General features: G+C 66.7%; 26 protein-coding genes. 10 read left to right on the forward strand and 16 right to left on the reverse strand.

Features of this window, described 5'->3' with window-relative positions; all coding sequences use genetic code 11:
- Positions 1-71 precede the first annotated feature (71 nt).
- The gene (locus tag AB3X96_RS07130; RefSeq protein WP_368589135.1) at positions 72-2,465 is read right to left on the reverse strand and encodes a TonB-dependent receptor; all 2,394 of its coding nucleotides are present in this window, start codon (positions 2,463-2,465) and stop codon (positions 72-74) included.
- Positions 2,466-2,644: 179 nt separating this feature from the next.
- On the opposite strand from AB3X96_RS07130, the gene AB3X96_RS07135 reads away from it, so the two are divergent.
- Complete coding sequence (locus AB3X96_RS07135; protein WP_368589136.1) at positions 2,645-3,643, forward strand: histidine kinase; 999 nt, start codon at positions 2,645-2,647, stop codon at positions 3,641-3,643.
- Here AB3X96_RS07135 and AB3X96_RS07140 read toward each other — a convergent pair.
- The 12 genes from AB3X96_RS07140 to AB3X96_RS07195 all read right to left on the reverse strand — a co-directional run bounded on the left by AB3X96_RS07140 (position 3,613) and on the right by AB3X96_RS07195 (position 15,191).
- Positions 3,613-4,275: a response regulator transcription factor gene (locus tag AB3X96_RS07140; RefSeq protein ID WP_013091038.1), complete on the reverse strand. Its 663-nt coding sequence runs from the start codon at positions 4,273-4,275 to the stop codon at positions 3,613-3,615. The two genes, AB3X96_RS07135 and AB3X96_RS07140, sit on opposite strands and share 31 nt — an antisense overlap.
- On the reverse strand, positions 4,272-5,510 hold the full coding sequence (gene pqqE / locus AB3X96_RS07145) for a pyrroloquinoline quinone biosynthesis protein PqqE (RefSeq protein WP_368589137.1): 1,239 nt from the start codon (positions 5,508-5,510) through the stop codon (positions 4,272-4,274). Before pqqE ends, AB3X96_RS07140 begins: the two co-directional genes overlap by 4 nt.
- A gap of 4 nt (positions 5,511-5,514) precedes the next feature.
- Positions 5,515-5,793, reverse strand: coding sequence for a pyrroloquinoline quinone biosynthesis peptide chaperone PqqD (gene pqqD / locus AB3X96_RS07150; RefSeq protein ID WP_176107454.1), 279 nt, complete (start codon positions 5,791-5,793; stop codon positions 5,515-5,517).
- Positions 5,790-6,548, reverse strand: a complete 759-nt coding sequence (pqqC, locus tag AB3X96_RS07155; protein WP_368589481.1) for a pyrroloquinoline-quinone synthase PqqC — start codon at positions 6,546-6,548, stop codon at positions 5,790-5,792. Before pqqC ends, pqqD begins: the two co-directional genes overlap by 4 nt.
- A 76-nt stretch (positions 6,549-6,624) precedes the next feature.
- Entirely contained in the window at positions 6,625-7,539 is a 915-nt protein-coding gene (gene pqqB, locus AB3X96_RS07160) for a pyrroloquinoline quinone biosynthesis protein PqqB (RefSeq protein WP_368589138.1), read from the reverse strand.
- Entirely contained in the window at positions 7,536-8,576 is a 1,041-nt protein-coding gene (locus tag AB3X96_RS07165) for an alpha/beta fold hydrolase (RefSeq protein ID WP_368589139.1), read from the reverse strand. The genes pqqB and AB3X96_RS07165 overlap by 4 nt, the downstream gene beginning before the upstream one ends.
- Entirely contained in the window at positions 8,573-9,229 is a 657-nt protein-coding gene (locus tag AB3X96_RS07170) for a cytochrome b (RefSeq protein WP_368589140.1), read from the reverse strand. The genes AB3X96_RS07165 and AB3X96_RS07170 overlap by 4 nt, the downstream gene beginning before the upstream one ends.
- A gap of 7 nt (positions 9,230-9,236) precedes the next feature.
- Positions 9,237-10,073 (reverse strand): formylmethanofuran dehydrogenase subunit C, encoded by an 837-nt coding sequence (locus tag AB3X96_RS07175; RefSeq protein ID WP_368589141.1) that lies wholly within the window; start codon positions 10,071-10,073, stop codon positions 9,237-9,239.
- Positions 10,070-11,041: a formylmethanofuran--tetrahydromethanopterin N-formyltransferase gene (fhcD, locus tag AB3X96_RS07180; protein WP_368589142.1), complete on the reverse strand. Its 972-nt coding sequence runs from the start codon at positions 11,039-11,041 to the stop codon at positions 10,070-10,072. The genes AB3X96_RS07175 and fhcD overlap by 4 nt, the downstream gene beginning before the upstream one ends.
- Before the next feature lie 10 nt (positions 11,042-11,051).
- The gene (locus AB3X96_RS07185) at positions 11,052-12,761 is read right to left on the reverse strand and encodes a formylmethanofuran dehydrogenase subunit A (protein ID WP_368589143.1); all 1,710 of its coding nucleotides are present in this window, start codon (positions 12,759-12,761) and stop codon (positions 11,052-11,054) included.
- A complete protein-coding gene (locus AB3X96_RS07190) occupies positions 12,758-14,137 on the reverse strand; it encodes a formylmethanofuran dehydrogenase (protein ID WP_368589144.1) in 1,380 nt (459 codons plus the stop codon). The genes AB3X96_RS07185 and AB3X96_RS07190 overlap by 4 nt, the downstream gene beginning before the upstream one ends.
- A 295-nt stretch (positions 14,138-14,432) precedes the next feature.
- Entirely contained in the window at positions 14,433-15,191 is a 759-nt protein-coding gene (locus AB3X96_RS07195; RefSeq protein WP_368589145.1) for a HisA/HisF-related TIM barrel protein, read from the reverse strand.
- A gap of 16 nt (positions 15,192-15,207) precedes the next feature.
- Here AB3X96_RS07195 and AB3X96_RS07200 point away from each other — a divergent pair, with 16 nt between their 5' ends.
- From AB3X96_RS07200 to AB3X96_RS07210, 3 genes are all read left to right on the forward strand, one after another.
- Positions 15,208-16,251 carry an ATP-grasp domain-containing protein gene (locus AB3X96_RS07200; RefSeq protein WP_368589146.1) on the forward strand — a complete coding sequence of 348 codons (1,044 nt, stop codon included), beginning with the start codon at positions 15,208-15,210 and terminating at the stop codon, positions 16,249-16,251.
- Entirely contained in the window at positions 16,248-17,357 is a 1,110-nt protein-coding gene (locus tag AB3X96_RS07205; protein ID WP_368589147.1) for a hydantoinase/oxoprolinase family protein, read from the forward strand. The genes AB3X96_RS07200 and AB3X96_RS07205 overlap by 4 nt, the downstream gene beginning before the upstream one ends.
- A gap of 162 nt (positions 17,358-17,519) precedes the next feature.
- Entirely contained in the window at positions 17,520-18,110 is a 591-nt protein-coding gene (locus tag AB3X96_RS07210; RefSeq protein WP_176107471.1) for an aspartate kinase, read from the forward strand.
- 7 nt (positions 18,111-18,117) lie between these two features.
- Here the strand turns inward: AB3X96_RS07210 and AB3X96_RS07215 are convergent, their stop codons facing one another.
- The 3 genes from AB3X96_RS07215 to pqqA all read right to left on the reverse strand — a co-directional run bounded on the left by AB3X96_RS07215 (position 18,118) and on the right by pqqA (position 19,763).
- A complete protein-coding gene (locus AB3X96_RS07215) occupies positions 18,118-18,861 on the reverse strand; it encodes a (5-formylfuran-3-yl)methyl phosphate synthase (protein ID WP_368589148.1) in 744 nt (247 codons plus the stop codon).
- 41 nt (positions 18,862-18,902) lie between these two features.
- Positions 18,903-19,502 carry a DUF447 domain-containing protein gene (locus tag AB3X96_RS07220; RefSeq protein WP_176120563.1) on the reverse strand — a complete coding sequence of 200 codons (600 nt, stop codon included), beginning with the start codon at positions 19,500-19,502 and terminating at the stop codon, positions 18,903-18,905.
- A 105-nt stretch (positions 19,503-19,607) separates the two neighbouring features.
- Complete coding sequence (gene pqqA, locus AB3X96_RS07225) at positions 19,608-19,763, reverse strand: pyrroloquinoline quinone precursor peptide PqqA (RefSeq protein WP_368589149.1); 156 nt, start codon at positions 19,761-19,763, stop codon at positions 19,608-19,610.
- Between pqqA and AB3X96_RS07230 the strand changes: the two genes are divergently transcribed.
- The 6 genes from AB3X96_RS07230 to AB3X96_RS07255 all read left to right on the forward strand — a co-directional run bounded on the left by AB3X96_RS07230 (position 19,762) and on the right by AB3X96_RS07255 (position 25,352).
- Complete coding sequence (locus AB3X96_RS07230; RefSeq protein ID WP_368589150.1) at positions 19,762-20,034, forward strand: hypothetical protein; 273 nt, start codon at positions 19,762-19,764, stop codon at positions 20,032-20,034. The two genes, pqqA and AB3X96_RS07230, sit on opposite strands and share 2 nt — an antisense overlap.
- Before the next feature lie 148 nt (positions 20,035-20,182).
- Positions 20,183-21,682 carry a form I ribulose bisphosphate carboxylase large subunit gene (locus AB3X96_RS07235; protein ID WP_368589151.1) on the forward strand — a complete coding sequence of 500 codons (1,500 nt, stop codon included), beginning with the start codon at positions 20,183-20,185 and terminating at the stop codon, positions 21,680-21,682.
- A 117-nt stretch (positions 21,683-21,799) separates the two neighbouring features.
- Positions 21,800-22,228 (forward strand): ribulose bisphosphate carboxylase small subunit, encoded by a 429-nt coding sequence (locus AB3X96_RS07240; RefSeq protein WP_368589152.1) that lies wholly within the window; start codon positions 21,800-21,802, stop codon positions 22,226-22,228.
- Between the two features lie 58 nt (positions 22,229-22,286).
- Positions 22,287-23,282: a CbbX protein gene (cbbX, locus tag AB3X96_RS07245; protein ID WP_368589153.1), complete on the forward strand. Its 996-nt coding sequence runs from the start codon at positions 22,287-22,289 to the stop codon at positions 23,280-23,282.
- Positions 23,283-23,309: 27 nt separating this feature from the next.
- Positions 23,310-24,413 (forward strand): class 1 fructose-bisphosphatase, encoded by a 1,104-nt coding sequence (locus AB3X96_RS07250; RefSeq protein ID WP_368589154.1) that lies wholly within the window; start codon positions 23,310-23,312, stop codon positions 24,411-24,413.
- Positions 24,414-24,479: 66 nt separating this feature from the next.
- A complete protein-coding gene (locus AB3X96_RS07255; RefSeq protein WP_368589155.1) occupies positions 24,480-25,352 on the forward strand; it encodes a phosphoribulokinase in 873 nt (290 codons plus the stop codon).
- Positions 25,353-25,440: the final 88 nt, after the last annotated feature.

Here is a 25,440-nt window from a genome sequence, read left to right on the forward strand (position 1 = left end):
CATTGCGCTCGTGCAGAACCCCCAAGCGCCCGCAAGTCCGAAGCCATCCGATCCCACCACGCAATCCACCACTACTTCCACCCATATCTCATCCCCACCCAAAACCCCCTCGGCGCCCCCGGCCCGACGAACTGCTCGTTGACCGGATTCGCGCCGTTGAACGTATTCCCCGGCCCGGTAAAGAAGTTCGCCCCCAGCGCGCCGAAGCTCGCATAGCGTTTATCGAGCAGGTTCGACACCGATGCGAACACCTGCAACTGTTTCGTCACCTGATACGAGGTGTCCATATCGATCAGCAGATAGCCGGAGATCTTGCCGTTCACGTCCTGATTGTTCTCGTCGCCCTGCGCGTAGATGCTGCCGCGCCACGTCAGGTTCGTGCCGATTCGCCATTTCGAGGTGGCCGCGTAATCGAGCCGTAGTTTGACGGTCGTCGCCGGAATGCTCGGGATGTGGTCGCCGGGATGCACGGTGATGTTGCCGTTCGCGTCGGCGCTCGAATTGCTGCGGCTGCTTTCGACCCATGTCGACTGGTAGGTCGCGTTGACGTAGCTATAGCTGCCGGTCACCGTGAGCGGACCATATTTCGTCTGCCCTGCCAGTTCGACGCCTTGCCGGCGCGTGCGCCCGACGTTCTGGAAAAAGCCCCGCGAACTGCCCGCACCGTTACTGCTGATGAACTGGATGTCGTTGTCGAGCGTCGTGCTGTAAGCGGCGGCGCTCCATGTCGTGTTGCCGCCGATCCTGCCGCGCGCCCCGACTTCATAGGTCTTCGAAATGACCGGCTGCAACGGCGGATCGGAGATGAAGTCGTTCGGCAGCGAACATGGCGCGTTCGGATCGGCGCAGGCCAGTTCGATCGCGGTCGGCGAGCGCATGCCCTCGTTGTAGGTCGCATAGGCGGTGAAGGCAGGCGTCGGGTTCCAGTTGATGCCGACCGCCGGATTGAAGCGCGAGAACGTATGGTGGCCGTTGAGCTGCGGCTGCGTGCCGGATTCGTCGCCGATCGTCGCATCGGCCCAGTTGTAGCGGCCCGACAGCGTCAGCGACCACTGCGGCGTCAGTGACAGTGTGTCCGTCAGGTAGATGCCGTAGTTCGTGTTGTGCGTGTTCGCGTTGGTTTGCGGTTCGAAATTGCCGATGCCGACCGTCGCGCGCGAATCGGTGAACATCGCGTCCTGCGACGACTGCGTGAAGTGCGAATTGGCGGCATCGACGGCCATGCCCGCGATGAACTGGTTCTTCATGCCGCCGAGCTTGCCGAGCAGCGTCAGTTGCAAGCTCGCGCCATAGCTGTCGGTCGTCACGGTCGATTGCACGTTGGTCGCCTGCAACGTATCGACGTCGCCGTTGTCCTCGATCTCGCCGAAGTTTTCGTTGACGTTACTGCTGGTATTGGCATTGCGAAAGTGCCGGTAATACGCGTTGCCGCTCAGCTCGACGTTGTCGTTGAAGTAATGATCGCCCGACAGCGTCAGGTAGCCGACGCTATTCTGATTCCGGTCGGGATACGTGTACGGTTGCTTCGAGTTGTTGAGGAACGAGCGCGGAATGGTTTGCACGCCGTGCAGATCGTTGTCCGCGCCACCGGCGGACAACGACAGCGTGGTGTCGGCGTCCGTATAGCGCAGCTTGCCGAACGCCTGGCGTATGCGGCTCTCGTTCTGCTCGGCCCAGCCGTTGTCGTTCGCGGCGTTGGCGGTGAAGTAGTAATCGAGGTTCTGACCGATCGTGCCGCCCTGTTCGATCTGCGCGGCCTTGCGTCCCCACGAGCCGCCCTGTATTTCGGCCTCGCCGACCGGGTTGTCCTTGCCGTTTTTCGTCGTGATCGCCAGCGCGCCGCCGAGCGTGTTGAAGCCGAAGGTCGGATTGGAGCCGGGGATCAGCTGCATCGTGTCGATTGCCTGTTGCGGTATCAGGTCCCAGTTCACGACGTCGCCGAACGGCTCGTTCACGCGCACGCCGTCGACGAATACCGACAAGCCCTGCGGCGTGCCCAGCAGCGGCGAGGCAGTGAAGCCGCGATAGAACAGGTTCATCTGATACGGATTGCCCTGAGCGTCGGAGATCGAGACGCTAGGCAGATTCGCCGCGAGGTAATCGGTAAGCGTCTGGCGTCCCTGCCGTTGAATTTCGGCCGCATGGACCGTCTGCACGTTGGCCGGCACTTGCGTAAGCGGCGTGCCGATGCCGAGCAACGGCGTGGTGCCTACGACGACGATCGGTGCGAGGGTCGTGGTGGGTGTCGTGTTGTTGTTGGCGTTGTCGTCGGCGGCCTTGGAAGGGGCCGCGGAAGACGCCGAAGCCGGCGCCGGCGCCGGCGCCGACGCCGCGACCGGCGGCTCGGCTTGCCCCTGCGCCCATACGCCCGTGGACAATCCGGCGAGCGCGCCAGCCACACAGAAGGTGATGCCGGCGCGCCGCTGAAGCCGGCGTTTGCGGCGTACTTGAGATCGCATACTCATCGTTGTTGTCTCCTGCCGGCTTGTTATGCGCGCGTGTCGCGCGTTGTTCGACGCTGGTTTAAAGCTTCGCATACGCGTCTGTAAGCCGCGCGGGAGCTTTTCCCGATCTGCCGGGGAAGCGTTCCCAAACTCGCGCGAAACCCGCTGCGCGTGTCGGCGCTGAGTAGAATGCAAGCGTCATGTCAAGCGAACCGATCCATTCCTCCTCTGCTGGCCGCCCACCGCCATCGTCACCGATATGGCGCGACCTCGGCTGGGTCGTCGCCGTGACCGTGCTCGCGGCGGCGCTCGGCGCCGCCTTCGATCTGAGCGAAAAGATCTACCGGTTCACGCGCGGCATGGAGCGCTTCCAGCTCGACGAGTTGCCGGGCACGCTGTTCGTGCTTTCGCTCGCACTCGCATGGTTCGCGTGGCGACGCTATAGCGATGCGCGCCGCGAAGCGCGCCATCGCCGCATGCTCGAGGAACAGGCCGAACGACTGCTCGCCGACAACCGGCGCCTCGCCAGTCAGGCGCTGCAGGCGCAGGAACTCGAGCGCCGCCATATGGCGCGCGAGCTGCACGACGAGCTGGGTCAATACCTGAACGCGATGTCGCTCGACGCGGCGCGCATCCGCGATCTATCGGGCGAGCGCGAGCCGGAGATTCATCGCATCGCGCTCGGGCTGATACAGAGCGCGACGCATGTGTACCGCGAGATCGGCGGCATGATCCGCCGCCTGCGGCCGATCGGTCTCGATGAATTCGGCTTGCCGACCGCGCTCGAACATTGCGTCGACGGCTGGCGCGAGCGTTTGCCCGAGGCGTCGTTCTCGGTGACGATCGAAGGGGATTTCAGCGACCTCAGCGATGCGTTGACGATCACGCTGTACCGGCTCGTGCAGGAAGGACTGACGAACGTGTCGAAGTTCGCGCGCCGCTCGCGCGTCGAACTGTTCATGGTGCGCGCGCCGCGCGAAGACAACGGCACGCAGATCGACGAGATCGTCGTCACGATGGCCGACGACGGCCCCGGCACCGATCTGACGAAGCCGCGTAGCGGGCTCGGGCTGATCGGCATGCGCGAACGTGTCGAGGCGCTCGGTGGCGAGTTTCACGTCGCGAGCGAGCCGCAGCGCGGTTTTCTGTTCTGCGCGCGCGTATCCGCTCACGCGGGGCTGGCCGAGCCCGTGAACTGAAGCCCGAGGCGGCTTGCCATTTGTGCGAGCTGCACACCGTTGTCGGCGCCGAACTTCTGCCGGATCACCGATTGATGGTTGGCCACCGTCTTTTGACTCAAGCCGAGCTTTTCGGCGATGCTCGGCAGCGTGTAGCCCTGCACGAGCAGCCGCAGGACTTCGAACTCGCGCGCGGACAACTGACGCCCCGGCGGCCCTTCGTTGAACGCGGTGCGCAGCGCAAGCGCCTGCGAAATGTCCGGGCTCAGATAGCCGGCGCGCCGGGCGATCGAACGCACCGCTTCGACCAGCACGTCGGGCGCGCTCGCCTTGGTCACGTAGCCGAGCGCACCTGCGTCGAGCGCGCGGCGCACGAAGATCGATTCCTCGTGCACGCTGAAGATCAGCACGCGCGCATCGGGCTCGCGCGCGAGCATGCGCCGCATCGCTTCGATGCCGCTCGCGCCCGGCAGCGACACGTCCATCACGACCACATCGGGCCGCAGCGCGCAAAAACGCTGGTAGGCCTGCGCGGCGTCGGCCGCTTCGCCGCACACCTCGACGTCGTCGTTCAATTCGAGCAGACGCCGGTAGCCTTCGCGCACGACCGCATGATCGTCGACGAGCAGAACGGAGATGGTGTCCGCACTCATGATTGGGCTCCGGGTGATGCTCGGTTGTCGCCGGCGGTGTCGGGCTCGCGGGCCGCCGCCGCGAGCTTGCGCGAGTTGGCGTCGTTGCGGAACAGGATCGGTTGTTCGCGGGCCGCTACTGTCGCCGCGGATTCCGATGCCGCGTGCCGCACGATCTTGACCACGTTCTCGTGAAACGGCGACTTGTCGCAGACAGGGTCGGCGTTGGCCGCGTCGCCGGTCAGCAGGTAGGCCTGGCAGCGGCAGCCGCCGAGGTCGTGTTCCTTTTCGTCGCAACTGCGGCACGGCTCCTTCATCCACTGCAAACCGCGAAAGCGATTGAATGCGTCGCTGTGGTACCAGATCTCGCGCAACGGCATCTCCTTCACGTTCGGCAGCGTCAGGCCGGGCAAGCCCCGCGCCGCGTGACACGGCAGCGCGGCGCCGTCGGGCGCGACGCCTAGGAACACCGCGCCCCAGCCGTTCATGCAGCGCTTCGGGCGGCGCTCGAAGTAGTCGGGCACGACGAAGAAGATCTTGCAGCGCTCGCCATGAGTCTGGCGATAGCGCGCGACTACCGCTTCGGCTTCTTCGAGCTGCTCGCGCGTCGGCATCAGTTGCGCCTGGTTCTCGCGCGCCCAGCCGTAGTACTGCGTGTTCGCCAGCTCCAGATATTCGGCGCCCAGTGCCAGCGCCATCTCGATGATCTTGTCGACGTGCGGCAGGTTGTAGCGATGCAGCACGCAGTTCATCACCATCGGAAAGCCGTGCCGCTTGAGCGCGGCGGCGACGCGCTGTTTCAGCTCGAACGTGCGCGTGCTGCTGAGGAAGTCGTTCAGCTGCTGCGTCGAGTCCTGGAACGACAACTGGATGTGATCGAGCCCGGCGGCCTTAAGGTCGCCGAGGCGCTGATCGGTGAGACCGACGCCCGACGTGATCAGGTTCGTGTAGAAGCCGAGCCTGTGCGCTTCTTCGACCAGCACTTCGACGTCGTCGCGCACCAGCGGCTCGCCGCCCGAGAAGCCGAGTTGCACTGCGCCGAGCGCGCGCGCCTCGCGCAGTACGTCGAGCCATTGGCCGGTGGTCAGTTCGCGGTTGTGATCGGTGTAGTCGAGCGGGTTGTAGCAGAACGCGCAATGCAGCGGACAGCGATAGGTCAGCTCCGCGAGCAGCCACAGCGGCGGCGGCACCGCGGCGGCCGCGCTGCTTTGCGGTTGCCCGCCGGGTTGAGAGCCTGGTTGAGAAAGATCGGTCATCGCACTACTCCAGCCAGCCGCGCCCATGCGCGTCGGCGATGAAAGCCCGCACCTCGTTGCCGATGCCGGTCGCGTTGAACGCCTGTTCGAGCTCGGCGATCAGCGTATCGATATCGCGTGTGCCGTCGCAGCGCTTGAGGATTTCTCCCGCGCTTTGGTTCAGTTTCACCATGCCTTCCGGGTAGAGCAGCACGTGCGCGTTCTGCGCGGGCTCCCATTGCAGGCGGAACGGCTTCGCGATCGTGAGCGGCGTGGCGGGGTCGGCGCGTGTGGTGTCGTTCATTGCGGAAACGCCTTCTCGATCGAGTCGAGCATGGTCCACAAAATGTCGAGCTTGAACTGCAGGATTTCGAGCGCGCGTTCCTGCTGATCGCGTCGCGTGAAATGCGCGAGCGTGACTTCGAGTCCGTGCTGCACGTCGCGCTGTGCGAGCGAAATGCGCGAGCGGAAGTACGCGAGACCCTCCGGTTCGATCCACGGATAGTGCTCGGGCCAGCTCGCGAGCCGGTCGCGATGCACCTGCGGCGCGAACATTTCGGTCAGCGACGAGCACACCGCTTCCTGCCACGGCGCACGGCGCGCGAAATTCACATAGGCATCGACGGCGAAGCGCACGCCCGGCGTCACGTGTTCGAGCGACCACAATTCGTCGCGCGTGAGGCCGACCGCGTCCGCAAGACGCGCCCAGGTTTCGATGCCGCCTTCCGCGCCTTCGTAGCCGTCGTGATCGAGAATGCGCAGCACCCAGCGGCGGCGCGTCGCGCGGTCCGGACAGTTCGACAGCACGGCCGCATCCTTGAGCGGAATGTTGATCTGATAGTAGAAGCGGTTCGCGACCCAGCCGCGAATCTGCTCGCGCGAGCAGCCGCCGCTATTCATCTTCACGTTGAACGGATGGTGGATGTGATAGGCGGTGCCCTTCGCGCGCAACTGCGCTTCGAATTCCTCACGGCTCCAGGCGGGCCGGTCGATGAGCTGGGTTCCCGCTGCACTTGCGTCGCGTGTCGGTATCGTGTCCTGAATGTCTTTCGCGTTCATGCCGTCCGTCTCCGTTTTATCGTCGTTCACAGCCGCGCCTGGCTATCTCATCTCTTCGCACTCTTTACCGCGCACTTCAAAGCTCGAAGCTCATTCCGTCGTAAGCGACCTCGATTCCATGCTCGCCTAGCATGCGCCGCTCGGGGCCGTCTTCGATCAGGATCGGATTCGTGTTGTTGATATGGATCAGCACTTTGCGTTTCGCGCCGAGCGAATCGAGCGTTTCGATCATGCCGCCCGCGCCGCTCTGCGGCAGATGGCCCATATCCGCCGAGGTCTTCTTCGACAGGCCGAGGCGGATCATTTCGTCGCCGGTCCACAGCGTGCCGTCGACGAGCAGCAGATCGGCCTCGCGCATCGCCGCGAGCACGTGCGGCTCGATCGCGCCAAGGCCCGGCGCGTAGAACACGCGCTGGCCCGATTGCAGGTTCGTCAGCACGAGCCCGAGGTTGTCGCCGCGCTCGGGCGCCTCGCGATGCGGCGAGTACGGCGGCGCCTTGCTCGATAGCGGCAGCGCGTCGATGCGGATGCCAGGCAATGCGTCGACGACGAGCGGCGCGCCGTCTAGCGCGATGCGGCGATGCTCGACACCACAGTAGTGCGACAGGATCGGCGCGACCGGAAAGCCGGAGCGCAGGTCTTGCCAGACCGCATCGGTCGCGTACAGCGGCAGCGGTGTGTCGCGTTCGCGCAGCATCAGAAGGCCGGTCACGTGGTCGATCTGCGCGTCGATCACGAGTACCGCGGCAATGCCGCTGTCACGCGCGCGCCGCGCCGGCTGAAGCTCGGGATGCGCGGCGACCTGCGCGAGCAGATCGGGCGACGCATTGACGAGGAGCCAGTCCTCGCCGTTCGCGCTGACCGCGATCGACGACTGCGTGCGGCGCGTCGCCTTCACCGTGCCGCGACGCACGCCGTCGCAATTGCGGCAATTGCAGTTCCACTGCGGAAAACCGCCGCCCGCCGACGAGCCGAGTACCTTGATCTTCATGCCGCGTGACGCATGCTGGTGCGCTCCTCGTCGATGGTGGGAATGAACATCGCGGCGAGCGCGCTCGCGACGCGTGCATGCAGTGCGGGGTCGCTCGCCAGATGGCCCGCCGCCCTCACGGACTCGACACGCGCGGAAGGAACCGCGCGCGACAGACGCCGCAGATTGCCGTGCGGACACACCGGATCGCGCGAGCCATGCACGGCCGCGATCGATACGCCGGCCGTGGCCGCCTGCCGCGCGAGCGACAGCAAACGCGTTTCGCCTAGCCAGCAGCGATGCGCGAGGTAGTGCGCCTGAATCCGGTATTTGCCGATCAACTTGCGAGCGGCATGGCGTTCGGAACCTTGTGCGTTTCGCTGGGCCCCGCGTTGTTGTGCCGCGGCGCCTCGCGGCGATGCACTCGCCAGCACCGCGTTTTCATAACCGCGCCAGGCCAGCGCGACCGCACGTTGCCGCGCTTCGCTCGCGCCGTATTGCAAGCCGGAGCCGCATCGCGCGGCCAGCGTTGCGGGCTGCTCGCAGCGGGCAGCGGCACGCAGTCTCGACCACGCACGCGGCGCGCGCTTGCGCGACGCGATGAACAAACCGCGCACTTCGCGCACGGATGTTAGAAACAGGCCGCGCAGCACGACGCCCGTGACCGACTGCGGACACTGTCCCGCATACGCGAGCGCGAGCGCCGCGCCCCACGATCCGCCGAGCACGCCCCAGCGCGCGAAGCCGAGCCGCACGCGAATCGCTTCGAGATCGGCGATCAGATAGTCGGTGCGGTTGTGGCGCACGCTGCCGTGCGGCATCGACGCACCGGTGCCGCGCTGGTCGATCAGCACGACGCGAAAGCGCTGCAGATCGAAGAGCCGCAGCGCGCCGGGCTGACTGCCGCTGCCGGGGCCGCCGTGCAGCACCGCGACCGGCACGCCGTCGCGCGCGCCGGCGAGCGCATACCACACGCGATGGCCATCGCGCGTGCGCAGCGTATGCACTTCGAGCGCCGCGGCTGCCTGCGTGGGGCGCGACGAGCTTCGCATCGTCATGGCAGCATCCTCGCGAGCAGGTTGTCGCGATCGATCCACTGATGCTTGAACGCGCCCGCCACGTGCAGCACGATCAGCGCGATCAGCGCATAGCCGATCGCCTGATGAAGGCCGAAGAACAACGCGCGCAGATGCGCGTCGTCCCAGCCCCACTTCGGCAGCAGGATGCCCCAGAAGCGCGTGCCGTAGCGGTTGAACGACGAGCCGAGATACCCGGCGAGCGGCATCGCCACCATACAGACGTATAAAAGACCCTGCGTAGTGCGCGCGGCGGCGCGTTGCCACGGAGGCATCGGCGGCAGGGCAGGCCGGTGAAGGACTACCCGCGCGACGATGCGCAAAAGCACCAGCAGGAAAACCGTCAGTCCGAGCGACTTGTGCAGATTGATCAGCGTCGCTTTGACAGGCAAGCCCTTCGGCAATCCGACCATATAGAGGCCGAGCGCGAGCAGACCGATGATGCCGAGCGCGATCAGCCAGTGCAGCGCGATCAGCAGCCCGGCATAGCGCGGGCCGCCGGCGCTGGCAGTTGCGTTGACGTTGATATCAGGCTTCGCGTTTCGAGAATCCGCTGTCGTCATGCCCTGTCTCCATGCAACATCGTGGCGGGACGTTTCTTTTTTGCCGAATAGCGTTTCAGTCCTGGGCGACATAGCTGCCTTAGCCGGCGATCAGTATTTCGCCGCGGCCGTCGACCGCGAGGTCGCCCGTAAAACGAAGCGGCAGACGGTCCGCGCGCCACTGCGAAAACGGCGCGATTTCGGCCGCGAGGCTGCGTATGAGCAATGACCAGAATACGTCGAAACCGTGCCCGCCGCCGGTGAACGTCGGGGGCGGCAAACCCTCGGGTCGTTGCGCGAGCAGCAGCGTGCCGCGCCTCATCGCATACGCATAGTGTGCGCCCGGTTGCCCTGCCACGCCGACGGTCCCCGCCACCAGCCGCGACGCCGCGAAGTCGCCCGCGTTGCCGCCGACCAGCACGAGGCCGCGCCGCATCCGGTCGGCGAGCCGCGCGCCCGCGTTGCCGTGGATCGTCAGCGTGCCGCCGCTCATGCCTTCCATGTCGCCCGTCAGCGCGCCGGCGGCGAAGTCGCCGCTGTCGCCGCGCACCGTCACGCGTCCGCCGCGCATTTCGCAACCGGTGAAGTGCCCCGCGTCGCCGTCGATTTCAAGCAAGCCGCCGCTCATCCTGAGGCCGCTGTAGTCGCCAACCGGGCCGCGCGCGACGATCCGTCCCCCGTCCATCTGCGCGCCGAGCCGGTCGAGCCAGCGCGCGGCGCCGTCGATCAGCAGCGTGGCCAAGTCGTCGCCGGATGCGGGCGGGTCATCGCGCGAAACCTCGAATACGTCGCCGACCACGCAGCGCTCGTTGCCGGCCGGCAGCACGATGCGCTCGATCTCGGCCACGCTCATGCTCGCCAGCGCCGCCGGTGACAGTGCGGCCGCATCGACGCGAAAGCCGGGCGGTGTTTTCACGCGCAACGTGGTCGTGCTCATGCGCGTCCTCCGTTGAGTCCCACCGCCAGCTCGTGCAGATGAAAGTGGTACGGCCCGAGCTTGCCGCCGTAGTTGCCCGCCGAAATGCGCAGCACGCCGGCCGCGCGCCCGAGTCCGGTCGCCGCGCCGATACCGGCCGTCATCGCCGCGCCGACGTCGGCGTCGGTCAGACCGTCGATGACGATCTCCAGCACGCAGCCCACGTCCGCGCTCAGCTCGCTGCGCGATGCGAGGCCGATCAGGCTCGGACAGAACGCGTCGTTGGTCGATGCGGTCGCGCCCGCGTACTTCGAGCCGATCTTCGAGCCCGACCGCACGATGCCGCCGGGAAACGGCATGATCACGTTCGGCAGCCGGCGCATCGCTTCGACCGCGGCTTCGGCGGCGGCGAGCGCCGCGTCCTGGTCGCGCGCGAGCAGCAGCAGGTTGCCGCCGCCGACGGCCTTGACCGTCGCCGCCGTGTCTTCGCAGACGAACTCGCCGTCCATCACCGGCACGCGCCAGTAACGCGTGGGGCCGTTCCCCGTGTCGATCATCTTGGCGATCTGCCAGCCGTCGCCGAAAAAGCGCAGCCCGCTGCCGAGCGGCGCGGGGTCCGACAGCGGCGCGCGGCTCGTGGCCGGATCGATGCCGCTGTAGACGGCGGTGCTCGGACAGGTGAGCACGCACTGGCCGACACGCCGCCCGATCTGCTTCGCCAGTTCCTTCGTCGACACCGCGAACAGCAGCACCGCGACACCGGGCCTGCCGTCGGGCGTTGCCTCGGGCGCGAGCGTGCGCTCGATGCCCGCCTCGCAGCCGCAGCCGATCACCGAGGTCGCGAAGCCCGACAGCGAGTTCGCCGCGTGCATCGCCCACGTTGGCGTGTGCGCGGTGATCACGAGCCGGGTCGCCTTCATCGGGAAGGCTTCGGCGAAGGTCGCGTCGATCGCGGTGCCGTTGATTTCGAGCGGGGCGGGAGCGTTCATCGTGGCCGCGTCAGGTTAGACATTCGACGGGCAACAGCCGCCCGCCGCGGCAGCAGCGGCAGGCTTCGTCGTCGCTGATCGCGGCGTGCGCGAAGTTGCTCGCGAGATTCGCGTCGCTATACGCGCGCAGCGTTTTCTCGATACCGCGATCGAATTCGGGCGCGACGAAATGGATGCCGCCGGTCGGCGTTGCAACCAGTGTGCCGTCGCGCGCGACTAGTTCGCCGTCCTTGAACACATAGGCGGGCGACGTGAACATCCGTTCGCGGTCCGGCTCGTCGCGATAGACGGCGATATCCGCCGCCGCGCCCGCGCCGAGATGGCCGCGATCGCGCAGACCGAGCAGCCGCGCGGGACCGGCGCGCGTGATGATCGCGATCTCGTACAGCGAGAATTCGCGCTTGAGTTCCGGCAGCGCGCTGGCGACCTGCGCTTCGGGATGCAGCTTCGCAAGCTGCTCATCGCGAAACGCTTTATCCATCAGCAGGCGGATCAAATGCGGATAGCTCGTGAACGGTCCGCCGTTCGGATGATCGGTGGTCATCGCGACGCGCCACGGGTCGTCGACGAGCAAAAAGGTTTCGAGGCCGATGATCCATTGCAGCGCGTTCACGTAGCTCTGTTCGCGATAGCGGAACGGCACCACCCCGCAACCCGCGTCGCACTCGATATCGCCGACCACCCACTTGTGCGGCCGCGCGAGCGGCGCGTTGCGGAACTGCATCATCGTGTCACCGGAGGCCGTGACGGTCTGTCCGAAGATGATCTGGCCGACGTCGATCGACACGTTCGGCCGCGCGTTCACGGCCTCGGCAATCTGCCGTGCGCCCGACGAAAACTTGCGTGTACCCTCGGTGCCATAGCTGTGAAACTGGATATGCGTCAGATGGATCGGCAGGCCGTCGGCGGCGTCCATCGTCGCGATCGTCGACGCGAGGTTGCCGGGCACGCCGAGGTTGCTCGTATGCACGTGCAGCGGATGCGGCACGCGCAGTTCGGTCAGCGCGCGCGTCAGCGTGCGCAGCACGTCGCGTGGCGTGATGCCGTAGTGCGCGTGCGGTTCGTCGACGTTGAGCGAGCGCTGGTTGAACTTGAACGCGGAGATGCCGCCGGGGTTCACCACCTTGACGCCGAGCGCCTTGCTCGCGTCGATGGTCCAGCCGACGTAGTCGCGCAGACGTTCGAAGTCGTCGCGTGCGGCGAGCATTTGCAGGAATAGTTCGTCGTTGCCGAGCATCACGTACGCGCCGTGATCGATGATCGGCGTGTCGCCCATTTCGAGGTGCGTGTGGCGCGCGTTCGACGGCATCATCGCCGGTTCGAACGCGGCCGTGTAGCCCATTTCGGCGTAGCGGTAGCCGGTCGCGAGCGTGCCCGGCGCGCAGACGCCGCAGGAAGGCAGACGCAGGTAGCGGCCGTTGTCGTCGCGCGCGGCTTCGTAGGCGGCCTCGCGCGGCGCATGGGCGCCCCGCGCGTCGGCGCGATGGTCCTCGGGCAGCAGCAGGCGCGACAGATTGGTCTTGCCGCCGCCGATATGCGAATGCAGATCGATGCCGCCCGCCATCACGATCATCCCGATCGCGTCGTATTCACGATCGACGGGTGTGGTGGAGGGAACATCGACGATGCGGCCGTCGCGAAACGTCAGATCGCGCCGCTCGCCGTTGACGTTGTTGATCGGGTCGAACAGCGTGCCGCCCTTGAGCCGAACGAGAGTCATGGCTGATCCTCGCGCAGATTCAGTCGGTCGCTCACTCGTTCGTTCAATTGAGCGGCAATCGACGCCACCGTTTCCAGCGCCACCCCACGCGCGGCGGTGAGCGGCATCACGACGGTACCGTCGACGCGAAACAGATGCCCGCCGCTATCGATGCCCGGTGTCGCCACCGGCACGAACACCGTGTTCGCGCCGCGTGCGCTGGCGGCAGCCGCGAGCGCCGGATGACCGAGCACGATCAGCGGAAGCGCGGGATCGAGCGACGCGGGCCACGCGTGCGGCGCGAAGCCCGCGATCCACAGCAGCGCATCGACTTCGCGTTCGGCGAGCAGCCGCGCCGTCCGATAGCGGTACGGATCGTGATCGAGCGGCGCGGCGCCGGTGACGCGCGCCGGCATCGACACGCGCGTGCGCAGCGGCAAGCCTGACAGCCACGTGACGGTCTGATTGACCGTCAACGCGCCATCGTCACCGCCGAGTGCGACACATGCCGCGCGCGTCGTGCGATTCACGGCCTTGACGATCCGGTTCAGCGCTTCGATCAGCAGCGCCGCGTGCGGCGCGGGCAGTGCGGCCGGTTCATAGACGACCACCGTGTAACGCGCGCTGGCGATGCGTGCCTGAAGTGACGCGAGCGCGGTTGCCACGTTCGCCTGGCTGCCATCGCCGTGGCTTAGCGCGGCCGCGTCGCGTCCTTCGGCGAGCGCCGACCACAGCGCAAGCGTGTCATAGGGATCGGCGTCGCGCAGCAGCGAGTCGATACGCGTTTGCGCGAAGCCGGCCGCCGCCGGGTCCGCTTCGCAGCCGACGAAGACGAGTTCGCGCGCGAGCTCGGTGCCCGCCAGCGCGCGCGCGAAGAAGCGCGGGTAGCGCAGCGACGGCTGACAGTCGAAGAACACCAGCAGGTCGGCGCGCGCGCGCACTTCGGAGAGCGTCGTGAAGAACGCGCCGCGATCCTGCAACGCGAGCGTCGCGGGCGTCAGCGCATCGCCGTGCAGATGATCGAGGATCGCGCCGCAGGAGGCGGCAAGCGGATACAGCGCGCGGGTGCCGGCGACGTCGGTGGCGAGGCCGCCGAACAGCGGGCGGCGCGCGTTCGTGAGCAACTGTGCGGCGCGCGCCAGCGCGGTATCCATGTCGACTTCGTTGCCATCGACCACGCATCCGCATTGCGCATCCGCCGCGCCGTACTGCGCGAGTGCGTGCGCGAGCCGCGAACATTCGGTGTCCGGTACTTCGAGCGTGCCGTCGTCGTGGGAAGCGGCGACCAAGTCGTCGCACAGCAATGGGCAGAACGGACAGATCCAGTCGCGTGTGAGCGTCGCGGCGCGCGTTGCGCTCGGGCTAGGGGGCGATGGATCGATGGCGGGACTATGCATGGGCCAGGTTTAGCAAGCTCCATGCCGATCTTTGGACGACGCATCGGCAGGCGAGCGCCGCGCCGAAGGGGGCCGCGCTTACGGTCATGCCGCTTTGCATTCAGCGGATCGACCTGCGCGAAGTACCGGCGGCAAGCGTGCCCGATCGTGCGTCGGCGCGCGGGTTCGAACGCCCGCTGCGCCATACAAAATGTGTGCCGTTCTGGAGCAGAGTGTCACACGCAAACTGTCCGGCTTGTGTTGCGTTTACAGACAGCGCTGTCAGAACGCGTGGCATGGAAATTGTATGGAAGGCCTACGCTGAATCGGAAGGCGCGCAGTCAATCTGCCGGTCATGCAGCGCGGACGCCACCAGCCAGGCGCTTGCGCCGGTGGCCGCCGCGGCGGCCAGATCGGCCTGATTGCGGATGCCGCCCGCGCCGATCAGCGTGGTGTGCGCGGCGGCTTGCGCGCGCAGGCGCTCGAATGTCGCGAGGTCGGGGCCGGCGTAGCTGCCGACCTGGTCGAGCGTCATCGCGATCACGCGCGACGGCCACCATGCCGACGAGCAATCGAGCGCGGTCGCGGCGAGCAGTTCGCCGGCGCGATGATCGAGCGACAGGATCGGCGCGAGGCCGGCGCGCTGCGCCGCGTGCACGGCATGGATTTCGCGAAGCGTTTCGGAGCCGAAGACCGGCACGACGGTCGCGAGGTTGGCGAGGTTGGAATTGGCAGCCCGGCGGTCGGGTTGATCGACAGCAGCGTCGATGCGCTCGAACAGCGCGCGCATCGATGCGTAGTCCGCGAAGCCCGCGTCGAGCCACAGTTCGATGCCGGGCAGCGCGGCGCGCAACGCGGCGAGCGTCGAAGCATGCGCGCCGCGCTGCAGGATGGCGCCGAGATCGGCGATATAGAGCGTGCGCGCGCCGCTGGCTTCGAGTAGCGCGCGGGCGGTAGCAAGTGGGTCGCTCGTCGCGACGAGGCGGGACTGGATGGGCCGATAGGCGCTCCGCTCGCCGCGCACCGCGCGGACGACCTGGCCGTCGAGCAGATCGAGAACAGGTATCACCTGCATAGAGGGGCGCTTTCCTTTGACCAAGATCTTTGTTTATGAGTATCTCACCGGCGGCGGCATCGACCCCGCGTTCGCCGGCACAGGCAGTCTCGCCGATTTGAGCGCGCTGATCGTCGAAGGACGCGTGATGCGCGACGCGCTGGTCGCTGCTCTGCATGAACTGGACGGCGTGCAGGTCACGTTCGCGACCTCGCGCTTCGAAACACCAGCGCCGGGCGACGCTCATTGTATGGCCGCGCCCGGCGAATCGATGACGGCGTTCGTCGCGCGCGTGGCGCGCGAGCACGACTACGCGTGGGTCGTCGCGCCGGAATGCGACGGCCTGCTGCTGCGCTTTCACGATGCGGTCGGCACCGCCCGGTGGCTCGGCTGCGCGAAGGAAGCGATCCGCGTCGCGTCGAGCAAGAGCGCGACCGCGGCATGTCTTGCCGCGCATGGCATTGCGACGACGCCGGCGCTCGAACCCGGCGACCCGGCCGCGCAGCACGGCGGCCGCTGGGTCGTCAAACCGGACGACGGCGCGGGCGGCCTCGACACGATCGTCTACGAGCGCTTCGCCGATGCCTGCGCCGAGTACGAGGCGCGCGCGGCCGCGGCGCGCAATCCGGTGCTGCAGGCGTGGGTCGACGGCGAGCCGTTGAGCCTGTCGCTGATCTGCCGCGGCGACGCGACCAAGCTGCTCAGCATCAACCGTCAGCAGATCGGGCTGAGCGGCGGCGACGCGCCGGGCGAGGTTGCGCGGATCGTCGAGTTCGACGGCGTGCTGGTCGATCAGATCGACCAGCACAGCGACATGGGCCGCGCGCTCGACACGCTCGCGCATCGCGTCGCGCGGGCCATCCCGGGTTTGCGCGGCTTCGTCGGCATCGATGTCGTGTGGCATCCGCAACGTGGGCCGGTCGTGATCGAGGTGAATCCGCGTCTGACGGTCGCTTATGCGGAGCTGTCGGCGGTGCGCGGCAGCGGCCTGACGCGCGCGCTGCTGGCCGCGCATGGCGTGCGGCTCGAGCGCTGCGGCGCGGCGCGCGCCAATCCGTTCACATTCGAGGTGCGTCCTTGAGCCCCGCCCGTTCGAATCCGGCGGTGCGGTTCGGCTGGGACGTCGGTGGTGCGCACGTGAAGGTGTCGCTCATCGACGGCAGCGACGCCGTGCTCGACGTCGTGCAATGGCCGTGTCCGCTGTGGCAGGGGCTCGACCATCTGCAACGGACGATCGACCTCGTCTTCGAGCGCTGGCCGCAGGCCCGCACGGACGCCGCGCAGCATGCGGTGACGATGACCGGCGAGATGGTCGACCTGTTCGCGGACCGCGCCGAAGGCGTGCGCGCGATCGTGGCCGTACTCGCGCAGCGGCTCGGTTCGTCACTGCGTTTCTACGCCGGCGACGCCGGCTGGCTCGCTGCCGACGACTGCGCGGCCGGCTGGCGCCAGGTCGCGTCGGCGAACTGGCTCGCGACCGCGAGCTGGGTCGCTACCTGCATGGCGAACGCGCTGCTGATCGACATCGGCAGCACCACCACCGACATCATTCCGATCGTCGACGGCCGGGTCGTCGCGCGTGGCGCGACCGATGCGGGCCGGCTCGCGAGCGGCGAACTCGTGTATCACGGCGTCGTGCGCACGCCGTTGTGCGGCGTTGCGCATCGGATCGAGTTCGGGGGCGCCACGCTGAACGTGATGAACGAATGGTTTGCGACCACCGCCGACGTCTACCGGCTGACGGGCGAACTGGACCCGCTGCACGACGTGCAGCCGAGCGCCGACCAGGGACCGAAGACACAGGCGGCGAGCCGCGCGCGGCTCGCGCGCATGATCGGGCACGACGCGCACGACGCGTCGGACCTCGAATGGCTGCAGTTTGCGCGGCGCTGGCGGGCGCTGCAGGTGCGCGAAATCGGCGCAAACCTGATGCGCGTGGTCGCCGCGCAGCCGGCGCTCGCGGCCGCGCCGCTGGTGGGCGCGGGCTGCGGTCGCTTCCTCGTCGCCGCCTTGGCGCGCGACGAAGCGCGCGGCTATATCGACTTCGGCGCGTTGGCGGGCGTGCCCGATGCCAGCGCGGCGTGGGCGGCGACCTGCGCGCCGAGCGTGGCGGTCGCGCTGCTCGCGGCGCGCGAACCGGGAGCGCAGCGGCGAAGCGCGCGTGGCGTCGCCGCGCGCGCGGCATGAGTTGACCGGCGCGGCGCCGCCCGAAGACGGGGCGCCAGCGCACGAGTAGCGCAAAGAGGGACAGTGGGGACGATTGGGCGAGCGGGACAAGTTCGGTGATGAACGAGGTTGCGAAACGACGCGACCCAGCCGGGCACTCAACTGGACGCGAGGACAACAGTCATGTGGGTGGTCAAGATCGGAGGCAGCCTGAGTCACGACCCGGCACTGCGCCACTGGCTCAGCGAGCTATGCGAAGTCGGCGGCGGACGCGTGGTGATCGTGCCCGGCGGCGGCGATTTCGCGGACAAGGTGCGCCAATACCAGGGCGAATGGAACTTCGACGATCTGGCCGCGCACAACATGTGTCTGCTCGCGATGACGCAATACGCGCTGCTGATGCAAGGTGTGTCGCCCGAACTGGTGATCGCGTCGAGCGAGGCGAAGATCCGCCGCACGTTGCGCGACGGCCACGTCGCCGTGTGGGTTCCGACCGCGCTGATGCGCGACACGCCCGACGCGATGAGCAACTGGGACACGACCTCCGACAGCCTTGCCGCCTGGCTTTCGACGATGCTCAACGCCGAGCGGCTGATCGTCGTCAAATCCTGTCCGATCGCCGCCGACGATCCGCTCGAAATGCTGGCCGCCTCGGGCGTAGTCGACCGCAAGTTCGTCGACTACGTGACGGATGCGAACTATGTGGTCGAACTGCTCGACAAAAGCAACGTCGCGCTGATGCGCGACCGTTTGCTGAACATTCCGGTGATGTGAGCGGTGGCTATGGCCGCGTCGCGCTCGTCGAGCCCGGCAGCGGCGCACCGCCATCGACGCGGATTTCGCCAGCCGGCCGATGCAACGCGCTCGCCCATTGCGCGACGCGCTCGGGATCGAGCCGCGAGCGGCGCCCGTCGGCGCACAGCGCGGTGCGAAAACCGGCCACGTCGGGCGCCAGCGCACGGATCTGCGGCAGTTGCGCCCAGCCGAGCGCACCGGCGATGCCCACCATCGCGCCGCGCTGACGCGCGAGCCGCAACCAGCGTGCGAGCGAGTCGACATCGACGTGATCGAACAGCGTGCCGCCGTCCTTGCTCGCGGTGTCGAACATCAGGCCGGCAAAGCCGAGCGCCGCGGTGTGGCTGACGAGGTCGTCGTCCATGCCGCCGTCGCACAGCAGCACCGGCACGACAGTGGCCGGCAGATTCGCGAGCTGCTCGATGCAGCGGCGCGCGGCTGGTCCGCGCGCGACCCCGACCTTCACATAGTCGACGCCGGCGTCGCTGACGTCGATCACGCGCGTGGCGATCTCGTCGAACGCATCCGCCGGCACGTCGCCGATCGCCGCGCTGATCGGCTTGACCGGATAGCGCGCCCGCAGCTGTCGCGCGATGTTCGTAATGGCGCCGACCGACAGGCCGCCGAGCGCGCCGTCGTTCGGTTCTTTCAGGTCGATCAGCTCGGCGCCGGCGCGTGCGGCGTCGAATGCTTCCTCATCCGAGCGGACGCTCGCAAGCAATGCGGTCATCGGGATTCTCCGCGGCAAACGGGTTGAGGGTCTAACAGACCCTAATGATGGGCGGAAGCGGCGGCGTGATTGGCCGCCCCTTCCAGATTCGCGCGGTATCGCGCGACCGCGGCGACGAGCCAGCCCCATGCGGTGCGCTCGTTGTCGCCGGCGGTTTTGTCGATCGCGATTTGCAGATAGGCCATTTCGCGATCGACCTTGTCGGCCGGCAGCATGAAAAGCCGGCTTACCAGAATCGCGCCTTCCACGACCGCCGACTGCGCGCGATTGAAGCCCGCGAACGGCGCGTGGTTTTCGCGGTGCACGCATTTCATCACCAGTACCGGGCGCTCTTTGTCGTCTTGCAGTTCGTCGAGTTCGAGTTCGGCGTGGGCCAGCGATTCGGCCAGCCGCACGCTCGCGACACGGCTTGCGGCCACGGTCGGCCAATCGGTCGCGCAGTGCGTGACGCAGCCCGCGAAGATGCGCACGTCGGTCGTGAAATTCAGCACGGCCGCGCGCGTCGCGACGATGTTGTCGAGCGTAACCGACGGTCGGAAAGGCGCAAGGATGATGCGCTCACCCTCGTAGCGCGCGCCCATCGGCGCGATATGAGGACGGCCATCGCACGCTGCCGTGGTGACGATCGTTTCGTGGATCATGGTTGGGAACGTTTGTCCCGACAGCGCCGGAAGGCCGGCCGTCAGCAGAGGTCAAACACAAACGGGAACCGCAAAGGGGCCGCGGCGTGCGGCCCGGTTGCGGGCTTAACGCGTAGCGACATACATCACGATTTCAAAACCGAGGCGTACGTCGGTGTAGCTCGGAGTCGTCCATTGCATACGTGCTTTCTCCTTCGGTTGAAACTGCGGTTGGAACTGCGGTTCGAACTGCTCTGAGCCGCCGGCCCGGCGAATTTTCATGCCCGATCTCGACGGCAGCCGGCATCACGCAATCTCCATGCCCGTGCGTGTGCCGGCCGGCCAGGCGGGCGCGCATTCGAGGGCTAATACAGCGCTCGGCGAATTGCGCCACGCCCTGGCGCTCGCGCGGGTTGCCAGACGCAAGCGTCCGCGCGGTGTGGCGGAAACGAAGCAAAGTGTTCCATCGCGATTCGCCAATCCGATTGCGCTGTCACCCGTGCCCGTCTCCCACACTAGGCGATTCTGCTCCCATTGCCGTTTCATGGCGTGAAAAAGAAACTAACGATGTGATAGCGATAATCGATCCATTAAGTCTGCCAAATAAAATCGTGAATTCCCCTTGAGCGTGTCCGTGCCTACAGTGCAACTCAAGCGCTTCGTTCTTCCGGCAGTGCGCTTGCCACCTTCGAGGACACGTCATGAACGATTTCAGTCAACCGCCGATCAAGCCCGGACATCAAGCGCGCGATCCGCACAATCCGCGCGAGCGGTACGCGGCAGGCGTGATGAAATACCGCGAGATGGGTTACTGGCAACCGGACTACGAACCGAAAGAGACCGACGTGATCGCGCTCTTTCGCATCACGCCGCAACCCGGTGTCGAACCCGAGGAAGCGGCGGCCGCGGTGGCCGGAGAATCGTCGACCGCGACGTGGACGGTCGTGTGGACCGACCGCCTGACCGCCTGCGACATGTATCGCGCGAAGGCGTATCGCGTCGAACCGGTGCCGGTGTCGCGCGCCGACGAGCCGCAGTACTTCGCGTACATCGCGTATGAACTCGATCTGTTCGAAGAGGGCTCGGTCGCGAACCTGACCGCGTCGATCATCGGCAACGTGTTCGGCTTCAAGCCGCTGAGGGCGTTGCGGCTCGAAGACATGCGCATCCCCGTCGCGTATCTGAAGACGTTTCAGGGACCGCCGACCGGCATCGTCGTCGAGCGTGAACGGCTCGACAAGTATGGACGCCCGCTGCTCGGCGCCACGGTCAAGCCGAAGCTCGGGCTGTCGGGCAAGAACTATGGGCGGGTGGTCTACGAGGGCCTGCGCGGCGGCCTCGATTTCCTGAAGGACGACGAGAACATCAACTCGCAGGCGTTCATGCATTGGCGCGACCGCTTCCTGTTTTCGATGGAGGCGGTGAACCGCGCGCAGGCGGAAACCGGCGAGGTCAAAGGGCACTACCTGAACGTGACGGCCGGCACGATGGAGGACATGTACGAGCGCGCCGAATTCGCGAAGGAGCTTGGCTCGTGCATCGTGATGATCGATCTGGTGATCGGCTGGACCGCGATCCAGTCGATGTCGCGCTGGGCCCGCAAGCACGACATGATCCTGCATCTGCATCGCGCGGGGCACAGCACTTACACGCGGCAACGCAATCACGGCATCTCGTTTCGCGTGATCGCCAAATGGCTGCGCATGGCGGGCGTCGATCATGCGCATGCGGGCACCGCGGTCGGCAAGCTCGAAGGCGATCCGCTGTCGGTGCAGGGCTACTACAACGTGTGCCGCGACGCGCACAACGCGGTGGACCTGTCGCGCGGCATCTTCTTCGATCAACCGTGGGCCGGCTTGCGCAAGGTGATGCCGGTCGCCTCGGGCGGGATTCACGCGGGGCAGATGCATCAACTGCTCGACCTGTTCGGCGACGACGCGATCCTGCAGTTCGGCGGCGGCACGATCGGCCATCCGGCCGGCATCCAGGCCGGCGCGACCGCGAACCGCGTCGCGCTCGAAGCGATGGTCAAGGCCCGCAACGAGGGCCGCGACATTCTGCGCGAAGGGCCCGACGTGCTCGAAGCCGCCGCGCGCTGGTGCACGCCGCTCAAGCAGGCGCTCGATACGTGGCGCGACGTGACTTTCAACTACGCGTCGACCGATACGCCCGATTTCGCCGCCACGCCGACTGCGGCTTAAGAGAGCCGAGCTTTACCCGCCAGCGCTTCACGAGCGCATCCGCAACGTGGTGCCACGGCATCGCGCGGGGCATCGTTGACGCCGTTCTGAACGCGACATCCATCAACGAGGTTCGTCATGCGTATTACTCAAGGAACGTTTTCTTTTCTGCCCGAACTGACCGACGAGGAAATCGGCCTGCAGATCGACTACGCGCTGCGCCAGGGCTGGGCCTGTTCGGTCGAATTCACCGACGACCCGCATCCGCGCAACACGTACTGGGAAATGTGGGGCCTGCCGATGTTCGACCTGCACGACGCGGCAGGCGTCTTGCAGGAAGTCCGGGCCTGTCGCGAAGCGCGGCCGCAGCACTACATCAAGGTCAACGCATTCGATTCGGAGCGCACCTTCGAGACGATGCGCCTGTCGTTCATCGTCAACCGGCCGGACGTGGAGCCGGGCTTCCGTCTGTCGCGCGAGGACGCGCAGGGGCGCACGCAGCGCTACAGCATGACGGGCTATGCGACCGACCGGCCGGCGGGCGAGCGCTACGGCGCAACGGGCTGATCCTCTGATCGGGCACGAGGGTGCAATACAGGCACGCGACAAACCGCAAGGAGGAGCAATGACTGACGCCGCTATCGTGGACGCACTGCCCGCGTCCGCCGCGCACAGCGACGACGCCACGCCCCACATCGACCTCGCGGCGCTGTACCGCGACTCGGGCATCGGCGACGTGCTCGGCGAACTCGAACGCGATCTGGTCGGGCTCGCACCCGTGAAGACGCGCATTCGCGAAGTCGCCGCGCATCTGCTGGTCGAACGCGCGCGGGCTTCGCTGGGTCTCGCGGGCGGCGCGCCGACCTTGCATATGTGCTTCTCCGGCAACCCCGGCACCGGCAAGACGACGGTCGCGCTGCGCATGGCCGAGGTGCTGCACCGGCTCGGCTACATCCGCCGCAATCATCTGGTGTCGGTCACGCGCGACGATCTGGTCGGCCAGTACATCGGTCACACCGCGCCGAAAACGCGCGATGTGCTGAAGCGCGCGATGGGCGGCGTGCTGTTCATCGACGAAGCGTACTACCTGTATCGCCCGGAAAACGAGCGCGATTACGGGCAGGAAGCGATCGAAATCCTGCTGCAGACGATGGAGAACCAGCGCAGCGACCTGGTCGTGATTCTGGCCGGCTACGCGTCGCGGATGGAAGTGTTCTTCGAGAGCAATCCGGGTTTCCGCTCGCGCATTGCGCATCACATCACGTTTCCCGATTACGAGGAAACCGAACTGCTCGAAATCGCCGAGCGGATGCTCGACACCATGCATTACCGCTTCGATGCCGCGTCGCGCCGCGCGTTCGCCGACTATCTGGCGCGCCGCATCCGGCAACCGAATTTCGCCAACGCGCGCTCGGTGCGCAATGCGCTCGACCGCGCGCGGCTGCGCCAGGCGAACCGCCTGTTCGCGAGCGCGTTACAGGGCGGCGAGCCGATCGATGCCGCCGCGCTGACGCTGATCGACGCCGCCGACGTGCGCGCGAGCCGCGTATTCGACGAGCCAATGCAGCCGTCCTCGCCACCGCCTTCCACCGCGCGCGCCGTCACGGCGCCGCCGGGCTGAATCACGACACCATCGAAGGAGAACGCCATGCAGGACGGACGCACGACACTTTCGAAGTTCCTGATCGACACGCTCGATCGCCCGCCGTGTACGGACGACACGCGGGACACGGCGGGACTCTCCGCGCTGCTCATCGACGTAGCGGCCGCCATCAAATCGATCTCGGCGATGCTGACCAAGGGAGCGCTAGGCGGCAACTACGGTTCCGCGCAAACGCTCAACACGCACGGCGAGGAGCAGAAGAAGCTCGACGTCTCCACCAACGAGATTTTCGTGCAGCAATGCGAGTGGGACGGCTTGCTGGCCGCGATGGTGTCCGAGGAAATGGAGCACGTGTACCCGATTCCTCCGGAGTATCCGCGTGGCGAGTATCTGCTTGCGTTCGATCCGCTCGACGGCTCGTCGAATATCGACATCAACGGCGTGGTCGGCTCGATCTTCTCGGTGCTGCGCACGCGCGACCCGGCGGAGGATGCAAGCAGCGAAGCCGCGTTCCTGCGGCCGGGCTGCGAACAGGTGGCGGCCGGCTATGCCGTGTATGGACCCTCGACGATGCTGGTGCTGTCGGTCGGCAACGGCACGCACGGCTTCACGCTGGAGCGCGACATCGGCAACTTCGTGCTCACGCATTCGAACATCCGGATTCCGGAAGAGACCGGCGAGTTCGCGATCAACGCATCGAACGAGCGCTTCTGGGAGCCGCCCGTGCGCCGCTATGTGCAGGAGTGCAAGGACGGCCGCAGCGGCTGCCGCGCGCGAGACTTCAACATGCGCTGGATCGCGTCGATGGTCGCGGAAGTGCATCGCATCCTGATGCGAGGCGGGGTGTTCATGTATCCGCGCGACTCGAAAACGCCTGCGATGGAAGGGCGCCTGCGCCTGCTCTACGAGGCGAACCCGATGAGCTTTCTGGTCGAGCAGGCGGGCGGCCTCGCGACCACCGGACGCGAGCGCATTCTCGAACTCGCGCCACGCGCGCTGCATGGCCGCGTGCCGGTGATCCTCGGCTCGAAGGTCGAGGTGGAGCGCATTGCGCGCTATCACGGCGAATACGACCGCGGCGAGGACAAGCCGTTCTCGTCGCCGCTGTTCGGCACGCGCTCGCTGTTCCTGCCGGATTTCACGGCGTGATCGGCGACTGAGCGCACAGACGTACAGCGCACCGCACCAGAAACACAGTCATCCGGAGACAAACGCATGTCAGTCAAACATCCGATCATCGCGGTGACCGGCTCGAGCGGCGCGGGCACCACCACCGTCATGAAGAGTTTCACGCATATCTTCAGACGCGAGCACATCAATGCGCAGATCGTCGAAGGCGACGCGTTCCATCGCTACGACCGCAACGGCATGCGCGCGGCGATGCAGGAGCGCGAACGCGACGGCGTGCCGAATTTCAGCCACTTCGGGCCGGAAGCAAATCTGCTCGAAGAACTCGAAACCCTGTTCACGCGCTACGGCGAAAACGGCAGCGGGCAGTTTCGCCACTACGTGCACGACGCGGCCGAAGCGCAGTTGTACAAGCAGGACGGCGGCACCTTCACGCCGTGGGAGGACGTCGCGGCCAATACCGACCTGATGTTCTACGAAGGGCTGCATGGCGCGGCGGTGACCGACAAGGTCAACATCGCGCGGCATGCGGATCTGCTGATCGGCGTCGTGCCGATCATCAACCTCGAATGGATCCAGAAGCTGCACCGCGATCAGACGATGCGCGGCTACACGCACGAAGCGGTGGTGGACACGATCCTGCGGCGCATGCCCGACTACGTGAACTACATCTGCCCGCAGTTCTCGCGCACGCATGTGAACTTCCAGCGCGTGCCGACCGTGGACACGTCGAATCCGTTCACCGCCCGCGAGATCCCGCAGCCCGACGAGAGCTTCGTCGTTATCCGCTTCGCGCGGCCGAAAGGCATCGACTTCCAGTATCTGCTGACGATGTTGCACGACTCCTTCATGTCGCGCCCGAACGTGATCGTCGTGCCGGGCGGCAAGATGGGACTCGCGATGCAGCTGATCTTCACGCCGATGATCCTGCAACTGATCGATCGACGCTCGCGCGGCTGAGGTTTTTCGAAGCGCACCCGACGCGGCGCGACGCGGACGGTGCGCGTTGAGCACGCCGCTCGACGAGATTTCATTTCATATCGAGGAG

Source organism: Paraburkholderia sp. BR13439 (assembly GCF_040948805.1).
GTDB lineage: Bacteria > Pseudomonadota > Gammaproteobacteria > Burkholderiales > Burkholderiaceae > Paraburkholderia > Paraburkholderia youngii.